20 protein-coding genes are annotated in these 23,850 nt (G+C 69.2%); 10 read left to right on the plus strand and 10 right to left on the minus strand.

Annotated elements, in window-relative coordinates; translation table 11 throughout:
• Positions 1-52: 52 nt before the first annotated feature.
• Positions 53-1,147 carry a YhjD/YihY/BrkB family envelope integrity protein gene (locus CJEDD_RS02650; RefSeq protein WP_042407679.1) on the plus strand — a complete coding sequence of 365 codons (1,095 nt, stop codon included), beginning with the start codon at positions 53-55 and terminating at the stop codon, positions 1,145-1,147.
• On the opposite strand, the gene CJEDD_RS02655 is transcribed toward CJEDD_RS02650, so the two are convergent.
• From CJEDD_RS02655 to CJEDD_RS02680, 6 genes are read right to left on the minus strand one after another with little or no spacing between them, the layout of a single operon-like run.
• Positions 1,107-2,402 (minus strand): D-alanyl-D-alanine carboxypeptidase family protein, encoded by a 1,296-nt coding sequence (locus CJEDD_RS02655; protein WP_052333813.1) that lies wholly within the window; start codon positions 2,400-2,402, stop codon positions 1,107-1,109. The genes CJEDD_RS02650 and CJEDD_RS02655 overlap by 41 nt on opposite strands.
• The gene (locus CJEDD_RS02660; RefSeq protein WP_198133000.1) at positions 2,403-3,524 is read right to left on the minus strand and encodes a trimeric intracellular cation channel family protein; all 1,122 of its coding nucleotides are present in this window, start codon (positions 3,522-3,524) and stop codon (positions 2,403-2,405) included. It lies immediately after the preceding gene.
• Positions 3,525-3,562: 38 nt separating this feature from the next.
• Positions 3,563-4,129: a MarR family winged helix-turn-helix transcriptional regulator gene (locus tag CJEDD_RS02665; protein ID WP_273657600.1), complete on the minus strand. Its 567-nt coding sequence runs from the start codon at positions 4,127-4,129 to the stop codon at positions 3,563-3,565.
• A gap of 18 nt (positions 4,130-4,147) precedes the next feature.
• The gene (locus tag CJEDD_RS02670; protein ID WP_042410426.1) at positions 4,148-5,386 is read right to left on the minus strand and encodes a hypothetical protein; all 1,239 of its coding nucleotides are present in this window, start codon (positions 5,384-5,386) and stop codon (positions 4,148-4,150) included.
• Between the two features lie 11 nt (positions 5,387-5,397).
• Complete coding sequence (locus CJEDD_RS02675; RefSeq protein ID WP_273657601.1) at positions 5,398-6,504, minus strand: C40 family peptidase; 1,107 nt, start codon at positions 6,502-6,504, stop codon at positions 5,398-5,400.
• 5 nt (positions 6,505-6,509) lie between these two features.
• Positions 6,510-6,791, minus strand: a complete 282-nt coding sequence (locus CJEDD_RS02680; RefSeq protein WP_157034401.1) for a hypothetical protein — start codon at positions 6,789-6,791, stop codon at positions 6,510-6,512.
• Between the two features lie 85 nt (positions 6,792-6,876).
• Here CJEDD_RS02680 and upp point away from each other — a divergent pair, with 85 nt between their 5' ends.
• From upp to CJEDD_RS02700, 4 genes are all read left to right on the plus strand, one after another.
• Complete coding sequence (upp, locus tag CJEDD_RS02685) at positions 6,877-7,512, plus strand: uracil phosphoribosyltransferase (protein WP_042405426.1); 636 nt, start codon at positions 6,877-6,879, stop codon at positions 7,510-7,512.
• 89 nt (positions 7,513-7,601) lie between these two features.
• Positions 7,602-8,009, plus strand: a complete 408-nt coding sequence (locus CJEDD_RS02690; protein ID WP_042405428.1) for a helix-turn-helix domain-containing protein — start codon at positions 7,602-7,604, stop codon at positions 8,007-8,009.
• A gap of 92 nt (positions 8,010-8,101) precedes the next feature.
• Positions 8,102-9,325: an amidohydrolase gene (locus tag CJEDD_RS02695; protein WP_081764472.1), complete on the plus strand. Its 1,224-nt coding sequence runs from the start codon at positions 8,102-8,104 to the stop codon at positions 9,323-9,325.
• A gap of 80 nt (positions 9,326-9,405) precedes the next feature.
• The gene (locus CJEDD_RS02700; RefSeq protein ID WP_042405430.1) at positions 9,406-10,812 is read left to right on the plus strand and encodes an NAD(P)H-quinone dehydrogenase; all 1,407 of its coding nucleotides are present in this window, start codon (positions 9,406-9,408) and stop codon (positions 10,810-10,812) included.
• Here CJEDD_RS02700 and CJEDD_RS02705 read toward each other — a convergent pair.
• Positions 10,809-12,083: a helix-turn-helix domain-containing protein gene (locus CJEDD_RS02705; RefSeq protein ID WP_042405432.1), complete on the minus strand. Its 1,275-nt coding sequence runs from the start codon at positions 12,081-12,083 to the stop codon at positions 10,809-10,811. The genes CJEDD_RS02700 and CJEDD_RS02705 overlap by 4 nt on opposite strands.
• A gap of 180 nt (positions 12,084-12,263) precedes the next feature.
• Between CJEDD_RS02705 and prpD the strand changes: the two genes are divergently transcribed.
• The 4 genes from prpD to CJEDD_RS02725 all read left to right on the plus strand — a co-directional run bounded on the left by prpD (position 12,264) and on the right by CJEDD_RS02725 (position 19,464).
• Positions 12,264-13,775, plus strand: coding sequence for a 2-methylcitrate dehydratase PrpD (gene prpD / locus CJEDD_RS02710; protein ID WP_042405434.1), 1,512 nt, complete (start codon positions 12,264-12,266; stop codon positions 13,773-13,775).
• Positions 13,775-14,695: a methylisocitrate lyase gene (prpB, locus tag CJEDD_RS02715; RefSeq protein ID WP_042405436.1), complete on the plus strand. Its 921-nt coding sequence runs from the start codon at positions 13,775-13,777 to the stop codon at positions 14,693-14,695. Before prpD ends, prpB begins: the two co-directional genes overlap by 1 nt.
• A 13-nt stretch (positions 14,696-14,708) precedes the next feature.
• Entirely contained in the window at positions 14,709-15,854 is a 1,146-nt protein-coding gene (locus CJEDD_RS02720; protein ID WP_042405438.1) for a bifunctional 2-methylcitrate synthase/citrate synthase, read from the plus strand.
• Positions 15,855-16,035: 181 nt separating this feature from the next.
• Positions 16,036-19,464, plus strand: coding sequence for a pyruvate carboxylase (locus CJEDD_RS02725; RefSeq protein ID WP_042405440.1), 3,429 nt, complete (start codon positions 16,036-16,038; stop codon positions 19,462-19,464).
• Here CJEDD_RS02725 and CJEDD_RS02730 read toward each other — a convergent pair whose 3' ends face one another.
• The gene (locus CJEDD_RS02730; RefSeq protein WP_042405443.1) at positions 19,465-19,968 is read right to left on the minus strand and encodes a GNAT family N-acetyltransferase; all 504 of its coding nucleotides are present in this window, start codon (positions 19,966-19,968) and stop codon (positions 19,465-19,467) included.
• 23 nt (positions 19,969-19,991) lie between these two features.
• Here CJEDD_RS02730 and CJEDD_RS02735 point away from each other — a divergent pair, with 23 nt between their 5' ends.
• Positions 19,992-20,882 carry a chymotrypsin family serine protease gene (locus CJEDD_RS02735; protein WP_157034402.1) on the plus strand — a complete coding sequence of 297 codons (891 nt, stop codon included), beginning with the start codon at positions 19,992-19,994 and terminating at the stop codon, positions 20,880-20,882.
• Here CJEDD_RS02735 and CJEDD_RS02740 read toward each other — a convergent pair.
• Together CJEDD_RS02740 and CJEDD_RS02745 are read right to left on the minus strand one after the other, a co-directional pair.
• Positions 20,866-22,653: an acetyl-CoA carboxylase biotin carboxylase subunit gene (locus CJEDD_RS02740; protein ID WP_232297663.1), complete on the minus strand. Its 1,788-nt coding sequence runs from the start codon at positions 22,651-22,653 to the stop codon at positions 20,866-20,868. The two genes, CJEDD_RS02735 and CJEDD_RS02740, sit on opposite strands and share 17 nt — an antisense overlap.
• Before the next feature lie 110 nt (positions 22,654-22,763).
• Positions 22,764-23,627 (minus strand): sulfurtransferase, encoded by an 864-nt coding sequence (locus CJEDD_RS02745; RefSeq protein WP_042405468.1) that lies wholly within the window; start codon positions 23,625-23,627, stop codon positions 22,764-22,766.
• Positions 23,628-23,850 lie beyond the last annotated feature (223 nt).

Below are 23,850 nucleotides of genomic sequence, written 5' to 3' on the forward strand. Positions count from 1 at the left end.
GCCCTCCTCTACGATGTGATGCGGTAAACGACACACGTAAGAAGGGACGTCGATGGCAACCTCGACAGCGCCGTGGAAGGCGTACACCGACGAACATGGGATCGAGCGCGCCTCGAAACAGCAGACGGGCGGCTTCGAAGCCAAGGTGGAGAAGAAGTCCCCGGCGGCGGGGCACCTGCTGCGCATGAACGACCGCTTCGGCGCGGAGGGCGGCAACCAGTTCGCCGCCGGCATCACCTACTTCTCGGTGCTGTCGCTCTTCCCGCTGCTCATGCTCCTGTTCGCGGGCCTCGGCTTCTTCCTCAACGCCCGCCCGGACCTCATCCAGGACATCCAGGACCAGATCACCAAATCCCTCGACGGGGACCTCGGGGACATGATGAACGACCTCGTCGACGCGGCCATCGACCAGCGCGGCACCGTCGCCGGCATCGGTTTGCTCACCACGCTGTGGTCGGGCCTGAGCTGGATGAACAACCTGCGCGTCGGCGTGTCCGCGATGTGGAAGGTGGACCCGAACGAGGGCGGCAACTTCGTCACCAAGAAGCTCTGGGACCTGCTTGGCCTCGTCGTGCTCATCGTCTTGTTCATCGTCGCGTTCGGCGTCACCGCCGTCGGCGTGTCCAGCTGGACCAGCACCGCGATGGAGCACCTCGGCATCGGCGACTTCCCGGGCGCGCGCTTCCTCGTGTGGCTCGTCGGCTTCCTCGTGAGCGTCCTCGCCAGCTTCCTTGTCATGCTCTGGGTGAACCTGTACATGCCGCGCACGAAGGTGCCGGTGAAGTCGGGCCTGCTCGGCGCGCTCCTCGGCGCGGTGATCTTCGCCGTCCTACAGCAGTTCGCCGGCCTGGTCATCTCTTCGGCGACGGGCAACCCGGCGGGTGCGATCTTCGGGCCGATCATCACCCTCATGGTCGTGCTCTACCTCATCTGGCGCGTCGTGCTCTACGTCGCGGCGTGGACGGCCACCACCGAGGAATCCCTCGCGCTCGCGCCGGCGGAGGTGCCGGAGCCTGCCGTGATCAACGTGCGCTCCGGCGCGCTGCGCACCAACGAGGAGTCCCACACCGCGGGCAAGGCGCTCGGCGTGGGCGCGGCGCTCGGCGCTATCGGCGTCGGCGTCGCTTCGCTCCTGTCCCGAGACTGAGCGCGGCCACCACCGCGGCGAGCGCGAGCACGCCCGCCACGATGAGGTAGGCCCACCAGGACTTCCAGGCCGTCCCTTCCCCGGATCCGGATTCGGATCCCGCCCCAGCCGAGGGCGTGGGGGAGGGGGCGGCCTCCGTCGTGAGCGGCGCCGTCGTGGTCGCGGAGGCGGCCTCCAGCGTGGCGACGGAGCTTCGCACCCCGTACGCCTCGTGCAGCAGCATCTGCGCCTGCTCCCACGCGCGGTGGTCGTAGGCCGCGGTGTCCAGGACAACGGCCACGAGCCGGCGGCCGTCGTGGTTGACGGCGCCGACGAAGGTGTGGTTCGCGTCGTCGGTGTAGCCGGTCTTGCCGCCGATGCCGTCCGGGTCGTTGAGGTAGAGCTTGTTGTCGTTCCACAGCTCGAAGGCGGGCTCCTCGCCGAAGCCGGGGAACGGGTAGTGCTCGGTGTCCGCGATGTCGGCGAAGGTGGGGTTGGCAAACGCGGCGCGGTACGCCAGCCCCATGTCCCACGCGGAGGTGGACATGCCGGGGCTGTCCAGCCCGGAGTAGGAGGTGGCGCGGGTATCGGTCATGCCCAGCTTCTTTGCCAGCTCGTTGACCTTGAGCAGCGTCACCTCGTCGCCTCCGAGCGCCTGGGCCAGCGCGTGGGCGCAGTCGTTGCCGGAGGAGAGGATGAGACCGTGCAGGAGGTCCTTGACTGTGTAGTCCCCGCCCTCGCCGATGCCGGCGCGGGAGCCCTCCTGGTTCGCGGACTCGGCCGAGACCGGCACCTTCTGGTCGAGCGGCAGCTCGTCGATGACGGTGAGCGCGAGCAGCACTTTGATGATGGAGGCGGGGCGGTAGCGCCCGTGCGGGTCCTTCATCGCCACCACCTCGCCGGAATCCAGGTCGGCGACGAGCCACGCGGAGGCGACCACGCCATCGGGCACCTTGTAGCCGTCGGCGGCGGTCACCCCGCACGGCCCGTCGTACGTGACGGGCAGGGGCAGCGGGCTGCTCGCGGAGCGCTCGGAGGTGGACACCGGCTCCGGCGGCCACGTCGCCTGCGGGCAGGCGTCAGTGTCCGGGGCGCGGCCGCGGCTCGGCGGCACCCAGCTGCCCGCGTCGTCGTAGTAGCCGGTCGTCGGCGCCGCCGAGGTCTGGGTTGTCGTGGTCGTCGCCGTTTCTTCGGCGTCCTGCGCTTGCGCAACCGTCGTCACGCATACGCCCACGCTTATCGACGCCACCGCCGCGGCAATGCCCGCTCGCTTCATCTAGGAGCCTTTCTGGTTGTACCGGGCGACGAGCCGCTCGATGAGCTCGTCGGTCAGGGCCTCGTCCGAGAGAATGATATCGAGCATGTCCGCGTGCATCGCCTCGGTCTCCGCGGGATCCGGCGCCGCCGCGTCGTCGGCGTACGAATCGCCGCTGAAGTCCACGCCGATGCCGTCGAGGATCCCCTCGTCGGTGGCCGGGGCGACGCCCGCGGCGGCCAGCGTGTCCGCGTCGATGGCGGGGAACTGGGTGGTGAACTCGGTGAGGAACTCGTCCGCGTCGCTGCGCGCGTCGGCCGGGCGCTTGCCCTTCTTGATGTCCGCCTCGATGCGGCGCTGCAGTGCCTTTTCCATCTGCCGGTGGCGCCACGAGCGCACCCGGGTGGGCTCCAGCTCGCGGGCGACGGCGCGGGACTTGTGCTCGGCCTTGCGCGCGAGGTGCGCGACCTGCGTCGCCGTCGCGTTGACGGTGGTGTTTACCGGCGCGAACTCCGAGTCGGTGGAAATGCGCCAGTTGCCGTAGTAGCCGAAGAGGAACATGACGAAGCTGACAACGGGCCCGAGGATCATGGCGAGGGCGAGGTAGCCGGTGGCGTTGCCGATGAGCGTGATCACCGCGCACGCCACGGCCGGGATGACGGTGGGCTGGTTGCCACCGAAGACGGCCGGTTCGCGGCCGGTGACCACGTCGCGGATCATGCCGCCGCCGGTCGCGGTGAACACGCCCATCATGATGGTCGGCAAGATCGGCAGCCCGTGCTGGATGGCCTTCGCCGCGCCCGTGGACGCCCACAGCGCGGAGACGAGCGCGTCGCCGTGGGACTGGAGGAACTCCCACGCGCGGCCCTTGAAGTAGGTGAACCTCGCGATGAGCGCCCCGGCGAAGGCGAGGATGAGATACTCCGGCTGGCTCATCGCGGCGACGGTGCCCTGATTGATCAGCACGTCGCGCAGCATGCCGCCGCCGAGGGCGGAGAGCATGGCGATGAAGAAGAACCCGACGATGTCGTAGCCGAGCTGGCGGGCGAGCGTGCCGCCGATGATGCCCATGAGCAGGACGCCGGAGATGTCCAACCAGTAGTAGATGGAGCTAATGAGGGGGTCGACCTGGTCCACTGACATAGGTCAGCATTCTAGAGGTGGCACGAATGTGGGGCATGTCAGGGACGTCGGCGCGGGCCCGGCCCGGCGCTGCGTGGCGGGGGCGGCGGCCACTTCAGCGGCGGCGGCCCCCATGGATCGCCGGGCGGCGGGGGCGGCGGCCACTTCAGCGGCGGCGGCGGGAAGTCGTCCGGGGACATGCGTGACTCCGCGCCTGCGATGAGCTTGCCCAGCAGCCGCGACAGCTCCGCGCGCTCCGCGTCGTCGAGTACCGCGAACGGGTCGGCCTCGGGCTCGGGGTCCTCTTCGAGTGCGGCGGCGGCGGAACGTCCTGCGTCGGTAAGCGAAACGATGCTCGTGCGCCGGTCCTCGGGGTGCGGCGCGCGCTCGACGAGCCCCTTGTCCTCCATCTTCGCCAATAGCTCGGCGAGGGACTGGGAGCGGATGCCCAGCACGTAGGCGAGCTCCTTCTGCGCCGCCGGGCTGTTGAGCTGCAGCAGCCGGAGCACGCGGCCCTGGCCGGAGGCGGCGTCGCGGCCCTCCTGGGTGGGCCCGAAGTGGCGCATGAGCACCATGAGGTGGTGGAGCTGTTCGCGCAGGCGGTCGTGTTCGGGTGGGGTGTCCATCGTCGTGCAGCCAGCCCGTTAGAACTTGGAGAAGCGCTTGATCAGCTGGTCTTCCATCTTCGTCCACGCCTCCGCCTTGTCGGTGAACGGCGCGGACGGCACGTAGCCGGCGGCCTCGGTAGAGCCGAGCATGTACGCGAGGTAGTCCTGCATCCGCGGGTTCGCCAGCAGCAGCGAGTTGAGCGAATCGTCGCCCGCCCAGTCGGCGGCGTCGGCGAGCAGCTCGTAGGCCTTCGCCATCTGCTTCGTGTCCACCGCGTCGGGGCCCTTCGCGATGTCGGCGGCGATGCCGTTGAACGAGTAGGAGTTGTCCGGGTGGACCTCCACCTTGAGCTCGCCGGCGTTGGCCGCGTTGATGAGGTCGGTCCACGTGGACACGCTCGCGAGGTCGTGGTCGTCGTTCTCGAGGATCCAGCGGCCGAGGTGCTTCGTGGAGGGGAAGGTCATAATCTCGCCGTACTTGCCCAGGAACACCGGGGAGCCGGCGAGGTAGGTGCGCAGCGTGTACACGCTCTGGCCCTGGATGGAGACCTTCACCGGGTCGATGCCGGCGCGGCCCCAGACGGAGGAGTCGTAGGGGTCCTCGGCCGCCGCGCGCGCCTCCTCGTCGGCGCGGCGCTGCTCGTCCGCCGCCGCGCGCGACTCCTGCGCCGCGGCGATCGCGGTCCCGGCAGCGGCTAGGCGGTCCGCGTCGAGCTCCTGCGTATCGACGACGCGCACAGCGTCATCCAGCGAGTGGACCACTTCCTCCCAGTTGGCGAGCACGACGCGGCCGACGCCGGACCACTCGGACAGACCATTCTCGCCGGCGTAGTGGTCGGCGCCGCGGGCGACGTTGCCCAGGATCGAGTGGGACGCGAAGAAGATCTGCGCGTGCTCGGCGGAGGCGACGTCGGCAAGCGAGCGCGAGATCTGGAATACTCGCGCGAGGCGCGAGACGTTCTCGTGGCTCGGGCGGTCGGCGAGGTAGGCCGGCGCGCCGATGATGTCGTAGTACTGCTTCTCGCTGGGCACGACGCGGTCGTCGCCCTGCGCCTGGAACTCAGCCCACTGCGGGTGGTCGGAGAGGTCGTGGACCGCGTGGGTGTCGAGGTATGCCAGCAGCTCCTCCGGGGAGTTGAAGACGAGGACCGTCTGGTCGTCGCCGAGGAAGGCCTGCCACTGGGCACCGTTTTCCTTCCAGCTCGGTGCCCACAGCGTGTAGAAGTCGCCTGCGGTCAGCGACATCTTGACGGGGAGAATCGCGCGCGTAGTCATGCCGTCCGACTTTAGCCGGTCGGGCGCCAGAATCCGCAGAAGGTCATGCCGGTGTTTTCGGTGCGCACCGGGTTCATCTGCACGGGATCGCCCGCCTCGATCATCATCCCGTCGCCCGCGTAGATGGCCGCGTGGCCGGTCCAGAGGACGAGGTCGCCCGGCTGCAGCTCGTCGTAGCTCACCTGGCGGCCCACCGCCTGGTCGGCGGCGACGCGCGGAATTTCCAGCCCGGCCTGGCGGTACGCCCACGACGTCAGCCCGGAGCAGTCGAACCCGCCCGGCGCGCTGCCGCCCCACACGTACGGGGTGCCGATCTGGCTGCGCGCCGCCTCGACGGCCGCGGCGCCGACGGAGGAGCCAGCGGGGGCGGGGGCGGGCGCCTGTGCAGGTACGGGCGCCGGCGTCGGTTCCGGGGGCGGCGCGGCAGCGGGCGTGGGCGCTGGCGGTGGCGGTGCGACGACCGCGGCGGCGGGTGCCACCGCGGGCGGGGTGGGGGCCGCGGGAGGTGCGGACGGTGGCGCAACGAGTGCGGCGAGACGCTGCAGCTCGGCCTGCGCCTGCGCGCCGCGCGGCCCCGGCCCAGGGATCACGCGCGCGGCGGCCGCGGCGGTTTTCTCGTTGAGCTCGTCTGCGAGCTGCCGCATCTCCTGCTCCAGCTGCTGCAGCACGCTCAGCGCGTTGTTCAGGGCCATGGTGACCAGGGTGGTGGCGTAGAGCGCGGCGCCCGCCGGCCCGACCGGGGTGGCGGCGAGCGCCGGGGCGGCAGCTACGTCGCGGGCGAGTCCGATGGCGATGCTCGTGAGCTCGAACGCGGCGGTCCCGGTGCAGGCCGCCCCGCGCACGAGCGCGTCGCTGATGTCCGCGCGGAAGCCGGCGAGGTGCTGCGCGAACATCTCCCGCGTCAGCCCGGAGGCGTGGAACACCTCGGCGAGCGGGCCGAAGTCCTCGAAGTCCGGCATGCGGAAGTGGGGCAGCGTCGGCGGGTCGGACGGGCGCATCGTGAGAATCTTGGCCACGGCGCTGTGGGCGTCGAGGAAGAAGTTGACGTGGCGGTTGCTCGTCACCGACGGTGGGCCGAAGAGGCTGGACATCATATCCAGCGGGGTGGGAGGTGCCACGGCGGTCATAGCGTCGCCCCCAGCCGCTGGCAGGTGGAGGCCTCGACGGCCGCGGCGGCCTCGACGGCGAGGTCCATCGCGGCCGCGATGCGGCGGGCCTCGCCGCGCAGCGCGTCGGCGTCGGCGTTCGCTTTCGCGATGGCGTGGGACACCGCGGCGCTGAAGTCGCCGAGCGGCCAGGCGTCGGGCACGGCGACGTCGTGAAGCGGGTGCAAATTGGCGGCGTCGGCGCGCAGCGAATCGGTCCGGGCGGCGACGGTGGCGGAATCGAGTTGGAAAATAGTCATGGCCATTGGACGCAGAAAGTGCCGCCCCGGTTCCCTCGCGCGGCAAAAAATTTTCGGCGGGGCGCGGTGAACTAGCATGAGCCGCATGGATATCACGGTTGTCAACCACCCGCTCGCGGCGTCCCGCCTGACCATCATGCGCGACAAGCGCTCGAACAACGCGGCGTTCCGCGCGGCGCTCGCGGACCTCGGCGCGATGCTCGTCTACGAGGCGGCGCGCGAGCTCGAGGTCGAGGAATTCGACACCGAAACCCCCGTCGGCACCGCCACCGGCGCCCGGCTGGCCACCCCGCCGATCATCGTGCCCATCATCCGCGCGGGCCTGGGCATGATCGACCCGGCCCTGTCCATGATCCCGGACGCGCAGGTCGGCTTCATCGGCCTCGCGCGCGACGAGGTCACCCACCAGCCCGTGCCGTACCTCGAGGCGCTGCCGCAGGACCTCGCGGGGCAGCCCGTCTTCCTCGTGGATCCCATGCTGGCCACGGGCGGCTCGCTCATCCACGCCATCGACCTGCTCGTCGAGCGCGGCGCGGACGACATCACCTGCGTGTGCATGGTGAGCGCCCAGCCGGGCGTCGATGCGCTCGAGGCGCACGGCGGCCCGATCCGGCTCATCACCGCGACGATCGACCCGTCGCTCAACGAGGACGCCTACATCGTCCCGGGCCTCGGCGACGCGGGCGACCGGCTCTACGGGCCCCGCAACATCGATCTTTAGCCCTTCCGCGTGCAGCCCCGCTGCGGCCGCGCTAGATTGAGACGCAGATATCTAGGTGGGGACGACTGGGGACAACCGGGGGATCGAACATGGGGGACGTGCTGCCGCAATCGCATTGGGCGAGCTACGCGCTGGGGCTGGGGGAGCGGGTGCGCGCCATCCGCCTCATGCGGGGGCTGAGCCAGTCCCGCCTCGCGGAGCTTTCGGGGGTGTCGCGCTCGCTCATCTCGAACCTCGAGCGCAACGACTACAACGGGTCGAAGGCCGCGGACCCGACGCTGTCGACGTGCTACCGGCTTGCGTCGGCGCTCCAGGTGCCGCCCGCCGCGCTCCTGCCGGGCGCCGGCGAGGCGGTCGAGGGGTGCTTCATGCGTGACGACGCCACCTCCGGCGCCGCACCCATCACCTTCGAGTGGCCGCGCGGGCCCCGCGACACGGCCCGGTTCCACGACCTGTACCTGCGCCGCGGCGCGCCCGCTGACACGCCGCCGTTCTAGCGCGCCCGCTGGCCGCGTTCCGCACCGCTTTGTCTAGATTGGCGGGGCACGGCGTACACTCTTGGCATCGCAACGGGAGCAAGGGAGGACACGTGGACCAGACCGGCACGACCGAATCAGCCGGCATCGCCGCCGCGGTGGACAGCTGGCTAGCCGCCAACCACGACCGCGTCATCGGGTGGCGCCGCCACCTCCACGCCCACCCCGAGCTGTCGAACGAGGAGACGGCGACGACGGACTTCATCGCCGCCACGCTCGAGGAGCACGGCCTTGCGCCCGTTCGCTTCCCCGGCACCGGCCTCTACGTCGACCTCGGCCCGGAGGGCGGCAAGCGCCTGGCGTTCCGGGCGGACATCGACGCGCTGCGGGTGCCCGAGCTGACCGGCCTGAGCTTCGCGTCCACGAACCCCGGGGTCTCGCACTCGTGCGGCCACGACGTGCACGCCACCGTCGCCCTCGCGCTCGCGTGCGCGCTGTCCACCGTCGAGCTTGAGCACGGCGTCCGCGTCATCTTCCAGCCCGCCGAGGAGGTGATGGGCGGCGGCGCCCTCGACGTCGTCAAGTGGGGCGCCCTCGAGGACGTCTCCGCGATCTACGCCGTGCACGCCGAGCCGCACGTCAAGGTCGGCGAGATCGGCGTGCGCGCGGGCGCGATCACCTCGGCCTCCGACGTCATCCGCATCGAGGTCCAGGGCCCCGGCGGGCACACGTCGCGCCCGCAGCTCACGGCGGACGTGGTCTACGCGATGGGCGCGCTGATCACGCAGCTGCCCGCGCTGCTCTCGCGCCGGGTGGATCCGCGCACCGGCACCGTGCTCGTGTTCGGCCACGCCGAGTCGGGCGACGCCGCCAACGCGATCCCGAAGCGGGGCGTGCTCGAGGGCACCCTGCGCACCGCCGACATCGCCACGTGGCGCAGCAACGAGGACCTTTTCACGGACCTCATTGACCTCGTGGTCGCGCCGACCGGCTGCACATACCACCTCGACTACATCCGCGGCGTGCCGCCCGTGCTGAATGACGACGCGGCGACCGCGCTCGCCGTGCAGGCGGCCCGGGCCGTCGACCCGCACTGCGTCGTCGCCGCCCCGCAGTCGAGCGGCGGGGAGGACTTCTCCTGGTACCTCGAGCACGTGCCGGGCGCGATGATGCGGCTCGGCGCCTGGAACGGGGAGGGCGAGCCCCAGGACCTGCACCAGGGCAACCTCAACGTCGACGAGCGTGCGATCGGGGTGGGCGTGCGCCTGTTCGCCTCGATTGTGGAGCAGTACTTCCGGCCCGACCTCGCCGCCGGATTCCGCCCCGACGGGGAATAACCGGCTGTGGGTACACTGTGAGAGTGTTTGGCCCGTCACAGGCTGACCCGACCCGCACCCGACCCCTGAGGAGAGCTGTTTTGTCCAAGAAGATCGTCATCATGGGCGGAGGCCCCGGCGGCTACGAGGCTGCGCTGCTGGCATCGAAGCACGGTGCCGACATCACCCTCGTCGAGGACCAGGGCGCCGGCGGGTCCGCGATCCGGAAAGACGTGGTGCCGTCGAAAAGCTTCATCGCGGGCGCGAACATTAAGAACGACCTGCGCCGCGCTGACGACATGGGCCTCAACCACGCCCTCGGCGACGCGAAGCTGTCGCTGCTCGCGCTCAATGAGCGCGTGAAGTCGCTCGCCGCCGAGCAGTCCGCGGACATCCGCGCGCAGCTCGAGCGCTCCGGGGCGCGCCTGATCAACGGCAAGGCGCGCTTCGCGGACGAGCAGACCGGCCACACGACGCACAACATCGAGGTGGTCACGGCCGACGGCGAGACCGAGACGATTAGCTGCGACATGGTGCTGGTCTCGGTGGGTGCGAGCCCGCGCGTGCTTAAGGGTGCGGAGCCGGACGGGGAGCGCATCCTCAACTGGCGGCAGATGTACGACCTGCAGGACCTGCCGTCGCACCTCATTGTCGTGGGCTCGGGCGTGACGGGCGCGGAGTTCGTCTCCGCGTTCGCGGAGCTCGGCGTCAAGGTGACCATGGTCGCCTCCCGCGATCGCATCCTGCCTCACGACGACGCGGACGCGGCCGACGTGCTCGAGGCGGTCCTCGCGGACCGCGGCGTGCAGCTGGAGAAGGACGCGCGCGTGGAGCGGGTGGAGAACACGGGCGACGGCGTCGTCGTGCACACGACGGACGGACGCGCGATCGCGGGCTCGCACGTGATGATGTCCATCGGCTCGATCCCGAACACGGCGGACCTCAACCTCGAGGCGGCGGGCGTGGAAACGACCCCGTCGGGCCACATCCACGTCGACCGCGTCTCGCGCACGAACGTCGCCGGCATCTACGCCGCCGGCGACTGCACCGACCTCATGCCGCTCGCCTCCGTGGCCGCGCAGCAGGGCCGCACCGCGATTGACCACGCGCTCGGCGACGGTGTGAGCCCGATCCGCCTGAAGACGGTGGGCAACGCGGTGTTCACCCGCCCCGAGATCGCGGCGGTCGGCGTGACCGAGCAGCAGATCCGCGATGGCGAGATCGAGGCCGACATCTACAAGCTGCCGCTGGCCACCAACGCCCGCGCGAAGATGCGCGCACTGCAGCACGGGTTTGTAAAGATCTTCGCGCGCAAGGGGTCCGGCCAGGTCATCGGCGGCGTCATCGTCGCGCCGACCGCGTCCGAGCTCATCCTCTCGCTCACCATTGGGGTGACGAACAACCTCACGGTGCGCCAGTTGGCCAACTCGATGGCGGTCTACCCGTCGCTGTCCGGTTCGATCACCGAGGCGGCACGCCGCTTGATCACGCACTCCGACCTGGACTAGCTCGGACCCGGACCAACCGGGAACGCACGCTGCGCGCAGTCGACGCGCGGGCACGTCGCGCAGCCCGGCCCGATCGGCGTGGCGGAGGACGGGTTGAGGTCGAGCCCGTCCGCGTAGACGAGCTGCGGGGCGTAGGCCGTGTCGCAGCCGAGCGCCACCGCGTGCTCGCGCCGCGGGGTGCCGAAGCCGACGGCGGGGCCCTGGACCATGCGCGCAACCCACATCTGCGTGCGCCCGTCCGGCGTGGCGGAGACCTGACGAGTGACGCGGTTCGGGGTCTCGAACGCGCGGTGGACCACCCACAGCGGGCACGTGCTGCCCGAGCGGGAGAAGTGGAACGACGGGGTCTCCTGACGCTTTGACACGTTGCCGGCCCGGTCGGTGCGCACGAACACGAACGGCACCGCCTGCGCCCCGGGCCGCTGCATCGTGCCCAGGCGCTGGCAGGTGGATTCGAAGCCGGTGCCGAAGCGGGCGGAGACGACGTCGATGTCGTAGCGCGTCTCGCGGGCGGCCTCGAGGATTTCGGTGTAGGGCATGGTCACCGCCGCGGCGAAGTACTGCGCGAGGCCGTGGGTGGTCACGGCGCGGGTGGGGGAGTCGGCGATGCCCCGGGTGAGGCCCGCGAGGATGTCGCCGTGGGCGAGGCGGCCGTAGCGGTAGGACAGCTCGAAGCACTGCTGCGCCTCGGTGAGCCCCGCGCGCAGGTGAATCTCGCGCGCGCCCATCGCCACGCTCGAGCGCCCGTCCTCGACGGGCTGGTTGAAGCGCACGGCGTAGCCGAACTCGCGGTCGAGCGTGGAGGCCAGCCGGGTGAGGCGCAGCTGGCGCCCGCCGAGGCGCGCGGCGAGGGTTTCGGCCTGCATGTCCAGGTCATGGAAGTAGTTGCGGTGGTCCTGGAAGAAGTTGCGGGTGTACTCGTACGGGTCGGGGGAGGTGCCCGCGAGGCGGTCGGGGATCTCGCGGACCTGCGCGGCGATGGTGGGGAAGCTGCGCGCGAAGTCGGCCAACTCGTCCTTCGGCACGCCGGGGAGGACCTCGGCGAGCGCCGCGGCGGCCTCGCGCTCCGCGTCGCCGGAAAAGTACGAGGCCTCCACGCCGAACGCCGTGGTGAGCGCGACGAGGACCGGGGCGGTAAGCGGGCGCTGGTCGTTCTCGAGCTGGTTGAGGTAGCTCGTGGAGATGTCGAGGGCGCGGGCCGCCTCCGCCTGGGTGAGGCGGTGGGCGGTGCGCAGCGTGCGGATCTGTGCCCCCGCGAACAGCTTCGGCATGACGGCGCTCCTCTCAACTGGGCAGTTGTCGTGCGGATTTACAACATATTGCAAAGTAACACGTCTGAGGACGCAAGATTACGCAACCTTAACTATGACGCGTGACACAATGAAGTCCTTAGTATGAGCCACACCATCTCAATTACTGCAATGACTGCATCACCGTCACAAGGAGACCGCATGATCCAGCACGAGGTACGAACGCACAAGTCCGCCGAGGACTTTCCCATCGAAGAGCATCTGGCCTACAAGATCGCCAAGGTCGCCGCGGACCCGGTCGAGGTCCCGGAGGACACCCGCGAGATGATCATCAACCGCATCATTGACAATGCGTCGGTTGCGGTGGCCTCCTACAACCGCCGCCCCGTCGCCGTCGCCCGCGAGATGGCGAAGGCGCACCCCGCGAACAACAAGGGCGCGCTCGTCTTCGGCGAGGACGGCACCTACTCCGCGGAGTGGGTCGCCTTCGCCAACGGCACCGCCGTGCGCGAGCTCGACTACCACGACACGTTCCTCGCCGCGGAGTACTCCCACCCCGGCGACAACATCCCGCCGATGATCGCGGTCGCCCAGCACAAGGGCCTCGACGGCAAGACCCTCATCCGCGGCATCGCCACCGGGTACGAGGTTCAGGTGAACCTGGTGAAGGGCATCTCCCTGCACGAGTTCAAGATCGACCACGTCGCGCACCTCGGCCCGTCGGTCGCCGCCGGCCTGGGCACCATGCTCGGCCTCGACGTGGACACGATCTACCAGGCCGTGGGCCAGGCGCTGCACACGACGACTGCGACGCGCCAGTCCCGCAAGGGCCTCATCTCCTCCTGGAAGGCGTCCGCCCCAGCGTTCGCCGGCAAGATGGCCATTGAGGCGGTCGACCGCGCGATGCGCGGTGAGGGCGCGCCCGCCCCGATCTGGGAGGGCGAGGACGGCGTCATCGCCTGGATGCTCCACTCGCCGGAGCGCACCTACACCGTGCCGCTGCCGGCGGACGGCGAGGAAAAGCGCGCGATCCTGGAAACCTACACCAAGGAGCACTCCGCCGAGTACCAGGCGCAGGCCCCGATCGACCTGGCCCGCCGCATGAAGCAGACCATCGCGGACGCGGGCAAGACCACCGCCGACATCGAGTCCATCGTGCTGCACACCTCGCACCACACGCACTACGTCATCGGCACCGGCGCGAACGACCCGCAGAAGATGGACCCGAAGGCGTCGCGTGAGACGCTCGACCACTCCATCATGTACATGTTCGCCGTCGCGCTCGAGGACGGGGCGTGGCACCACGTCGACTCCTACGCGCCCGAGCGTGCGAACCGCCCGGAGACCGTCGAGCTGTGGCACAAGATCTCCACGGTGGAGGACCCGAAGTGGACGCGCCGCTACCACTCCACCGACCCGGACGAGAAGGCGTTCGGCGCCCGCGCGGTGATCACGTTCAAGGACGGCTCGGTCATCGAGGACGAGATGGCCGTCGCCGACGCGCACCCGCTCGGGGCACGCCCGTTCGCCCGCGAGAACTACATCGCCAAGTTCCGCACGTTGGCCGAAGGGATCGTCGATACGCAGGAGCAAGAGCGCTTCCTCGCCGCTGTGCAGGACCTCGAAAACCTCACCGACCTCACCGAGCTGAACATCCGCGTCAACGACGCCACCCGCGCCGCCGCGCCCGAGATCCCCGGAGGCATCTTCTAATGTTCGCACCCGAGCAAACCCCGAACGAGCGCCGCAAGGCGCTGCGCGCCTCGCTCACCAGCGACGCGATTACGACCCTGCCCGGCGCCTTCAACCCGCTCACCGCGCGCCTCATCGAGGACATCGGCGCCTTCTCCGGCGTCTACGTCTCCGGCGCGGTGGTGGCCAACGACCTCGGCCTGCCGGACATCGGCTTGACGACGCTGACCGAGGTGGCCCACCGCGGCGGCCAGATCGCCCGCGCCACGAACTTGCCGGTGCTCATCGACGCCGACACGGGCTTCGGCGAGCCGATGTCCGCCGCCCGCACCGTCGCCGAGTTCGAGGCCGCGGGACTTGCGGCCCTGCACCTCGAGGACCAGGTGAACCCGAAGCGCTGCGGGCACCTCGACGGCAAGGAGGTCGTGCCCCGGGACCTCATGGTGCGCCGCATCACCGCCGCGGTGCGCGAGCGGCACGACGACGACTTCGTCATCTGCGCGCGCACCGACGCCGCCGGCATCGAGGGCATCGACGAGGCCATCGAGCGCGCGAAGGCGTACGCGGATGCGGGCGCGGATCTCGTCTTCACCGAGGCGCTGTACTCGGAGGCCGACTTCGCGAAGTTCCGGGAGGCCGTCGATACGCCGCTGCTCGCGAACATGACCGAGTTCGGCAAAACCGAGCTGCTGAGCGCGAAGCAGCTGGAAGACCTCGGCTACAACGCCGTGATCTGGCCGGTGACCACGTTCCGCATCGCCATGGGGCAGACCGAGGCGATGCTGCGCGACATGGCCGAAACCGGCTCCCAGGTGCCGTGGCTGGACAAGATGCAGCACCGCTCCCGGCTCTACGAGCTGGTGAAGTACGACCAGTACAACCAGTTCGACCAGTCCGTTTTCACCTACTCAAAAGACACCTACAGCTCGACCTTCGAATAAGGAGTGAAACACCATGACTGAACAAGACATCCGCAAGGGCCTCAACGGCGTCGTCGCCGACTACACGGCAGTGTCGAAGGTCAACCCGGAGACCAACTCTCTGCTCTACCGCGGCTACCCGGTCCAGGAGCTGGCCGAGCACTGCACGTTCGAGGAAGTCGCCTACCTGCTCTGGAACGGCGAGCTGCCGAACGAGGAGCAGTTTGAAGAGTTCCGTGGCGGCTGCATGGCCAACCGCGACATCGATGAGAAGCTGATCCAAATCATCAACTTCATGCCGATCGACTGCCACCCGATGGACGTGCTGCGCACGGCGGTGTCATACCTGGGCACGGAGGATCCGGAGAAGTTCACGCCGGATTCCGACCACCTGCGTAGCATCGGCCGCAAGCTGCTGGCGAAGCTGCCGACCATCGTGGCCACCGACATCCGCCGCCGCCAGGGTAAGGAGTACATCGCACCTTCCAAGGAGAAGGGCTTTAGCGAGAACTTCCTGTGGATGGTCTTTGGCGACGACGAGAAGTCCCCGGCGAACATCCCGTCCGACATCGAGGCGTTTGAGAAGACGATGATCCTCTACGCCGAGCACTCCTTCAACGCCTCCACCTTCACCGCGCGCACTATCGCGTCGACCATGTCCGACGGCTGGTCCGCCATCACCGGCGCCATCGGTGCGCTGAAGGGCCCGCTGCACGGCGGCGCGAACGAGTTCGTCATGCACCACATGGAGGAGATCGGCGACCCGGCGAAGGCCGAGGAGTGGTGCCTGAACAAGCTGAAGAACAAGGAGCTCGTCATGGGCTTCGGCCACCGCGTGTACAAGAAGGGCGACTCGCGCGTGCCCACCATGGAGGCCGCCTTTAAGAAGCTCGCCGCCGAGCACCCGGAGAAGGACGCCCAGAAGTGGGTGGAGATGTACGACATCATGGCCAAGACCATGTACGAGAACACCTCGATCAACATCCGCCCGAACCTGGACTTCCCGTCCGGCCCGGCGTACTACATCCTGGGCTTCGACATCGAGTTCTTCACCCCGCTGTTCGTCATGTCCCGCATCACCGGCTGGACCGCGCACATCATCGAGCAGTTCGAGAACAACTCGCTGATCCGCCCGCTGTCCGCCTACAACGGCCCGGAGGAGCGCCACATCGAGCGCTAGCGGGCCAACGTTCCACCCCCGAAACGCGGGCAGTCGCTTATCGACGGCCCGCGTTTTCGCGCCCCATGTTGGGGGAGGGGGTGACCGAATAACCGACCGAAATTCTTCCGAAAAAAGTGTGACCTGTACTAAACTACCCGATGTTGTATGACCCCCGTCTTTCCACGAGGAAAGGAACTTCATGAATACGGACAACCTCCCGCTGCACGACCTGCCGGCGTTCAACAAGATCCTGGTGGCCAACCGCGGTGAGATCGCCGTGCGCGCCTTCCGTGCCGCGTTCGAAACCGGCGCGAAGACCGTTGCGGTCTACCCCCGCGAAGACCGCAACTCGTTCCACCGCCCGTTCGCGGACGAGGCCGTCCAGATCGGCGTGCCGGGCCAGCCGGTGAAGGCGTACCTCGACATTGACGAGATCATCCGCGCCGCGAAGCAGACCGGCGCCGACGCCGTCTACCCCGGCTACGGCTTCCTCTCCGAGCGCGCGGACCTCGCCCGCGCCTGCCGCGACAACGGCATTAAGTTCATCGGCCCGTCCCCGGAGACCCTCGAGCTCACCGGCGACAAGTCCGCCGCCGTCCAGGCCGCGGAGCGCGCCGGGCTGCCGGTGCTTAAGGACTCCGAGCCGTCCACCGACCCGAAGCAGATCGCGGAGTACGCCAAGGACTTCGAGTTCCCCGTCTTTGTCAAGGCAGTCGCCGGCGGCGGCGGCCGCGGCATGCGCTTCATTGAGAAGCCGGAGGACGTCGAGAAGCTGGCTGCGGAAGCCTCGCGCGAGGCGGAGGCGGCGTTCGGCGACGCCCAGGTCTACCTCGAGCGCGCCGTGATCAAGCCGCAGCATATCGAGGTGCAGGTCATGGCCGACAGCCACGGCAACGTGGTGCACCTGTTCGAGCGCGACTGCTCCGTGCAGCGCCGCCACCAGAAGGTCGTCGAGATCGCCCCGGCGCAGCACATCACCGAGGAGCAGCGCCAGCGCATCTGCCAGGACGCGGTGAACTTCTGTAAGGAGATCAACTACGAGGGCGCCGGCACGGTCGAGTTCCTCGTCGACGAGGCCGGCAACCACGTGTTCATCGAAATGAACCCGCGCGTCCAGGTGGAGCACACGGTGACCGAAGAGGTCACCGGCATCGACATCGTGAAGAACCAGATGTACATCGCCGCCGGCGCGAAGCTCGAGGACCTCCACCTCACCCAGGACCTCATCGAGGTCAACGGCGCGGCGCTGCAGTGCCGCATCACCACCGAGGACCCGGCGAACGGGTTCCGCCCGGACTCCGGCGTGGTCACGAGCTACCGCTCGCCGGGCGGCGCGGGCGTGCGTCTCGACGGCTCCGTGGCCGTGGGCACCACCATCACCCCGAACTTTGACTCCCTGCTGGTGAAGATGACCTGCCGCGGCCGCAACTTCCAGGTTGCCGTGGACCGCGCCCTGCGCGCCCTCAACGAGTTCACCATCAACGGCCTGTCCACCAACATCGGCTTCCTGCGCGCGCTGCTCAGCGAGCCGGAGTTCCGCCACGAGCGCATCAACACCGGCTTCATCGCGGACCACCCGCACCTGCTCGAAGCGCCCTCGGCCGCCGACGACGCCGGCAAGATCCTCAACTACCTCGCCTCCGTGACGGTGAACCAGCCGAACGGCCCGCGCCCGACGAACATCCGCCCGTCGAAGAAGCTGCCCCAGAACGAGTACGGCGACCTGCCGCGTGGCTCCCGCGACGACCTGCTCGAGCTCGGCCCGGTGAAGTGGGCGGAGAAGCTGCGCAACCAGACGGCCCTCGGCGTCACCGAGACGACGTTCCGCGACGCGCACCAGTCGCTGCTGGCCACCCGCGTGCGCACGAACACCCTCGTCGCCGCCGCGAAGCACGTCGGCCAACTCACCCCGCAGCTCACCTCGGTGGAGGCGTGGGGCGGCGCGACCTTTGACGTGGGCATGCGCTTCCTCCACGAGTCGCCCTGGATGCGTCTCGACGAGCTCCGCGAGGCCATGCCGAACGTAAACATCCAGATGCTGTTGCGCGGCCGCAACACCGTGGGCTACACGCCGTACCCGGACTCCGTGACCAAGGCGTTCGTGCAGGAGGCCGCGACGTCCGGCATTGATATCTTCCGCATCTTCGACGCGCTCAACGACGTGAGCCAGATGCGCCCGGCCATCGACGCCGTGCTGGAGACGAACACCACCGTCGCCGAGGTGGCCATGGCCTACTCCGGCAACCTGCTCGACCCGAACGAGGACATCTACACCCTCGACTACTACCTGCGCCTCGCCGAGGAGATCGTCGAGGCCGGCGCGCACGTGCTGGCGATCAAGGACATGGCTGGCCTCATGCGCCCGGCGGCCGCGGCGAAGCTGGTGACGTCGCTACGCGAGCGCTTCGACCTGCCCATCCACGTGCACACCCACGACACCGCGGGCGGCCAGCTGGCCACCTATCTCGCGGCCGCGAACGCGGGCGCCGACGTCGTCGACGTCGCCTCCGCGCCGCTGGCGGGCACGACCTCGCAGCCGTCCATGTCCGCGCTCGTCGCGGCGTTCGAGAACACCGAGCGCGACACCGGCATCGACCTGCAGGCCGTCTTCGACATGGAGCCGTACTGGGAGGCCGTGCGCCAGGTCTACGCCCCATTCGAATCCGGCATCCCGGGCCCGACCGGCCGCGTCTACAAGCACGAGATCCCCGGCGGCCAGCTGTCCAACCTGCGCACGCAGGCGAAGGCGCTGGGCCTCGAGGACCGCTTCGAGCTCATCGAGGACACCTACGCGGGCGTGAACGAGATCCTCGGCCGCCCGACGAAGGTCACCCCGTCCTCGAAGGTGGTCGGCGACCTCGCGCTGCAGCTCGTCGGCCAGGGCGTGACCCCGCAGGAGTTCGCGGAGAACCCGCGTAAGTACGACATTCCGGAGTCCGTCATCGGCTTCCTCCAGGGCGAGCTGGGCACGCCCCCCGGCGGCTGGCCGCTGCTGCGCGAGAAGGCGCTGGAGAACCGCGGCGAGGTGGACCACACCGTGCAGGTGCCGGAGGATCTCGCGCAGGACCTCCAGTCCGAGGACCACGAGACGCGCCGCGCCGCGCTGGACAAGCTCCTCTTCCCGAAGCAGTACGCGGAGTACCAGGAGCACCTGCGCACCTACGGCATCACCGACCAGCTCGGCGACAAGACGTTCTTCTACGGCCTGGAAGAGGGCGAGGAAACGATGATCTGGTACGGCGAGATCGGGGATAACCGCCCGCCGCTCGTGGTCAGCCTCGACGCCGTCGGCGAGCCGGACGACAAGGGCATGCGCCAAGTCATCCTCACCGTCAACGGCCAGGTCCGCCCGGTGGCGGTGCGCGACGAGTCCGTCGAGTCCTCCGTCGCCGAGGTGGAGAAGGCCGACGCCTCCAACCCGGACCACGTCGCCGCCCCGTTCGCGGGCGCGGTCACCGTCACGGTGAAGGAGGGCGACGAGGTCAAGGCCGGCGACCCGGTGGCCACCATCGAGGCGATGAAGATGGAGGCCGCGATCTCCGCGACGAAGGACGGCGTGATCCAGCGTGTCGCCTTCTCCAAGCCGACGAAGGTGGAGGGCGGCGACCTCGTCGTCGTGATCGGCTAGTTAGCCGGTGAAGTCCTCCACGTCGACGGCCATGACATTGTTCTGGCCGTCGACGTCTTTGAATCCGAACTTCTCGTAGCGGTGGCGGGCGCGCTCGTTGTCCGGGTCCACCCACAGCGCCACCTTCGGCGCGCCCTGGGACTTCGCCAGCTCAACCGCGGCCTCGAGCAGCCGCATCGCGAGCTGGTTGCCCGCGTAGCGGTTCTCCACCGCGATCGCGATCTCCGGCACGTCCGGGCCGACGTGCGCGTGGCCGTCGTCCGTGGAATCCCAGTAGCGCAGCCAGACGCCCCCGGCCGGCACGTCGAACTGGTCGAACGCGATGATGCCGCTTTCCTTCTCCGGGTCCCACTGGCCGACGTAGGTCTCCGCGCCCGCGCGCTCCTCGTGGCCGACCTCCCCGTGCTCGTCGCCGAAGACGTCGGTGAGAAAATTCAACCGCCGCAGGTAGGTGCGGTCGGACTCGGTTGCTTCACGGAACTGGAACTCAGGTGTGTAATCCATGTCCCCCAGGTTAATCTTGATGCATGCTTCGACGCTTGTGCCTGACGACGGCGGCCGCCCTCACACTCACCGCGGCCCCGGCAATAGCCGCCGAGACGCAGCCTGCAGCGCCCACCACGGCACCACAGGCGCCCACCGCGCCCACCGTGACGCAGGGCGACACCATCAAGGTGGGCGGCGCGAACACCTGCACCATCGGGTTTAACGACCCGGGCCAGCACGTGAGCTACACCGCCGCGCACTGCGGCGCTTCGGGCGCGCGCGTCGAGTCGGACACCCCCGGCGGGGGCCGCGCCACCGGCGTGTTCTTCCCGTCGAAGGACTACCGCAAGCCGCTGAGCGGCAACGACTGGGGGGTCATCATCTGGGACGAGGCGGTCACCGTCGGGCCCAACAAGTACACCGGCAACACCGTCATCGACGGCGCCGACCTCGCCGCCGGCGACCAGCTTTGCATGTACGGCGTGACCAGCAAGCACCCGCTCTGCGGGACGTACGTGAGCAACCTGGGCAACAACGTCTACTGGGACGGCCCGGGCGGCCGGCCCGGCGATTCGGGCGGCCCTGTCTGGGCGCCGGGGAAGGGCTTCGTGGCCATTTATACAGGCTCGAGCGAGGTGACCAACACCGTCACCGGCGACCGCGCCAAACTCAACCGCGGGTCGAAGCCGGCGGAGGGCCGCGAGGTGACAGAGAACGAGGAGCGCGACTTCATCGGCTCCAGGCTCCCAAAGCGCGTCACGGTGGTGCCGGTGACGATGACGCCGGCCTCCGATGCCTCGCACGCGCAGAGCAGCGAGGGTGGCAAGGTGGCGTTCTGGATCGCACTCGCCGTCGGGCTCGCGCTCGCCGCGCCGGCGATCCTGCGACAGCTGCCGCCGGAGCTCGTCGAGGCGCTTACTTCAGCTCCATAAGCACGGCGGCCTTGTTCACCTGCGCGCCGGCCTCGACGGCGAGGCCGGTGACGGTGCCGGCCTTGTGCGCCTTGACGGGGTTCTCCATCTTCATCGCCTCGAGGACGACGAGCACGTCGCCCTCGTTCACCTCGTCGCCCTCGGCGACGTTGACCTTGATCACGGAGCCCTGCATGGGGGAGGCGACCGCGTCGCCGGAGACCGCGGCCTTCGTTGCGTTTCGACGCCCCTTCGGCTTGCGCTTCACCGGACCAGCGGCCACGAGCTCCTCGGGCAGCGCGACCTCGATGCGACGCCCGTCCACCTCGACGGCGAACGTGCGGCGAGCCGGGGCGCCCTCGGTCTCGGTGTCGGCGTCGGCATCCGTGCCCGCGTCGGGCAGCTCGCCGTTCCACTCCTCCTCGATCCAGCGGGTGTACACGCCGAAGCCGTCCTCGTCGCCGACGAAGGCCGGGTCGTTCAACACCGCCTGGTGGAACGGGATGACGGTGGGGAAGCCGGCGACAACGTACTCGCCGAGCGCGCGGCGCGCCCGCTCGATCGCCTCGTGGCGGGTCGCGCCGGAGACGATGAGCTTGGCCAGCATGGAGTCGAACTGGCCGCCCACGACGGAGCCGGCACGCACGCCGGAATCCACCCGCACGCCGGGGCCGGCGGGCTCGGCGTAGGCCGTCACGGTGCCCGGCGCCGGCATGAAGTTCGCCGCCGCGTCCTCACCGTTGATGCGGAACTCGATGGCGTGGCCGCGGGGGACCGGATCGGCGTCGATACGCAATGCCTCCCCGCGCGCGATGCGGAACTGCTCGCGCACGAGGTCGATGCCGGCGGTGACCTCGGTGACGGGGTGCTCGACCTGGAGGCGGGTATTCACCTCGAGGAAGGAGATGAGCCCGTCGGAGCCGACGAGGTACTCCACCGTGCCGGCGCCGTAGTAGCCCGCTTCGCGGCAGATCGCCTTCGCGGAGGCGTGGATGCGCTCGCGCTGCTCGTCGGTGAGGAAGGGGGCGGGCGCCTCCTCGACGAGCTTCTGGAAGCGGCGCTGCAGCGAGCAATCTCGCGTGCCGACGACGACGACGTTGCCGTGCATGTCCGCGAGCACCTGCGCCTCGACGTGGCGCGCCTTGTCCAGGTAGCGCTCCACGAAGCACTCACCGCGACCGAACGCCGCCGTGGCCTCGCGGGTAGCGGACTCGAATAGCTCCGGGATCTCCTCGCGCGTGTAGGCGACTTTCATGCCACGACCGCCGCCGCCGAACGCGGCCTTGATGGCCACGGGCAGGCCGTGCTCGTCGGCGAAGGCGATCACCTCGTCCGCGTCGGCGACCGGGTTCTTTGTGCCCGGCGCCATGGGCGCGTCGGCGGCCTCAGCAATGTGGCGGGCCGTGACCTTATCTCCAAGCGCCGCGATGGATTCCGGCGACGGGCCGATCCACGTGATGCCGGCGTCGATGACCTTCTGCGCGAACTCCGCGTTCTCGGAGAGGAAGCCGTAGCCGGGGTGGATGGCGTCGGCGCCCGCCTTCTGCGCCGCGCCGATCACCTTGTCCATGTCGAGGTAGCTCTCGGCCGCGGTCGTGCCACCGAGGGCGAAGGCTTCGTCGGCGAGCTGCACGAAAGGTGCGTCTGCATCCGGCTCCGCGTACACAGCCACCGACGCCAAGCCTTCGTCCTGGCAGGCGCGGATGACGCGCACGGCGATCTCGCCGCGGTTGGCCACCAGCACCTTGGTCAGGGTGTTGGGCAGGTCAGAAGTCGTTGCGGTAGTGGGCACGAAGCAATCCCGTCCTTCATTCGGAAATAGGAACCGTCAAACCATCGGGTAAATGTCGCACCATGTTACAGGCCCGGCCGCCGCCTCCTCAACGACGCGGGGCGCGGCCGCTATTCGCCCTTTTCCACCGGCACGCGGACCATGTTGCCCCACTCGGCCCAGGAGCCGTCGTAGAGCGAAACGTCGGTGAAGCCGAGGACGTGCTTGAGCACGTACCACGTGTGCGACGAGCTCTCGCCGAGCTGGCAGTACACCACCGTCTCCGCGTCGCGGTCGAAGTCCTCGTAGATCGCGCGGATGTCCTCCACCGGGCGGAAGCGCGCGTTGGGGAAGACGGAGCGACCCCACGGCACGTTCACCGCGCCCGGGATGTGGCCCTGGCGCAGCGAGGTGGCGCAGCTCGTCTCGGCGGCGTCGCTGTCGCCCTGGTAGAAGGGGGCCGGACGGGCGTCGATAAGCTGCTGCGGCTTGCGCTGGAGGAGCTCCGCGGCGAACGTGCGGAAGGGGCCGTCCTGGCGCTCCACGACGGGGTAGTCGGAGGGTGCGTACTCGGGCACGACGAACGAGGTGTCGCGCTCCTCGCCCATCCAGGCGTCGCGGCCGCCGTCGAGGAGGCGCACGTCGGGGTGGCCGAATAGCTCGAAGACCCAGGCGGTGTAGGCAGCCCACCAGTTGGAGCTGTCGCCGTAGATGACCACCGTGTCGTCGCGCTCGATGCCGCGCGAGCGCATGAGTTCGGCGAACGCTGCGCCGTCGATAAAGTCGCGCACGAGCGGGTCGTTGAGGTCCCGTGTCCAGTCGATGCGCACGGCGCCGGGGATGTGGCCGATGTCGTAGAGGAACGCGTCCTCGTCGCTTTCCACAACCTTCAGCCCCGGCACGCCGAGGCGCGCCGACAACCACGCCGCGGAGACGAACTTCTCCGGGTGCGCGTAGTCCTTGAACTGGGGGTTGTCGTCGAGCTCGATGCCCACGGCGACCACCTTTCTTCTCAGTCGGGTCCGCCTGAATCCGGCGGGGAGCAAAGCAACCACAACGATACAGAAACGAATGCGGTCCGCCTGATGCGATCGTGTGTTTTTCGCCCCGTGTGAACTTGCCCACTATCGCCCTGGTCGCCGGGTAAGAATCACTCCCGGGAGTTACAGTCAAACCGAGGAACACACAGGTTACGGCCAGTTTGTTCTACCGAATCTC

It is taken from the genome of Corynebacterium jeddahense (genome assembly GCF_028609865.1).
GTDB classification, from domain to species: domain Bacteria; phylum Actinomycetota; class Actinomycetes; order Mycobacteriales; family Mycobacteriaceae; genus Corynebacterium; species Corynebacterium jeddahense.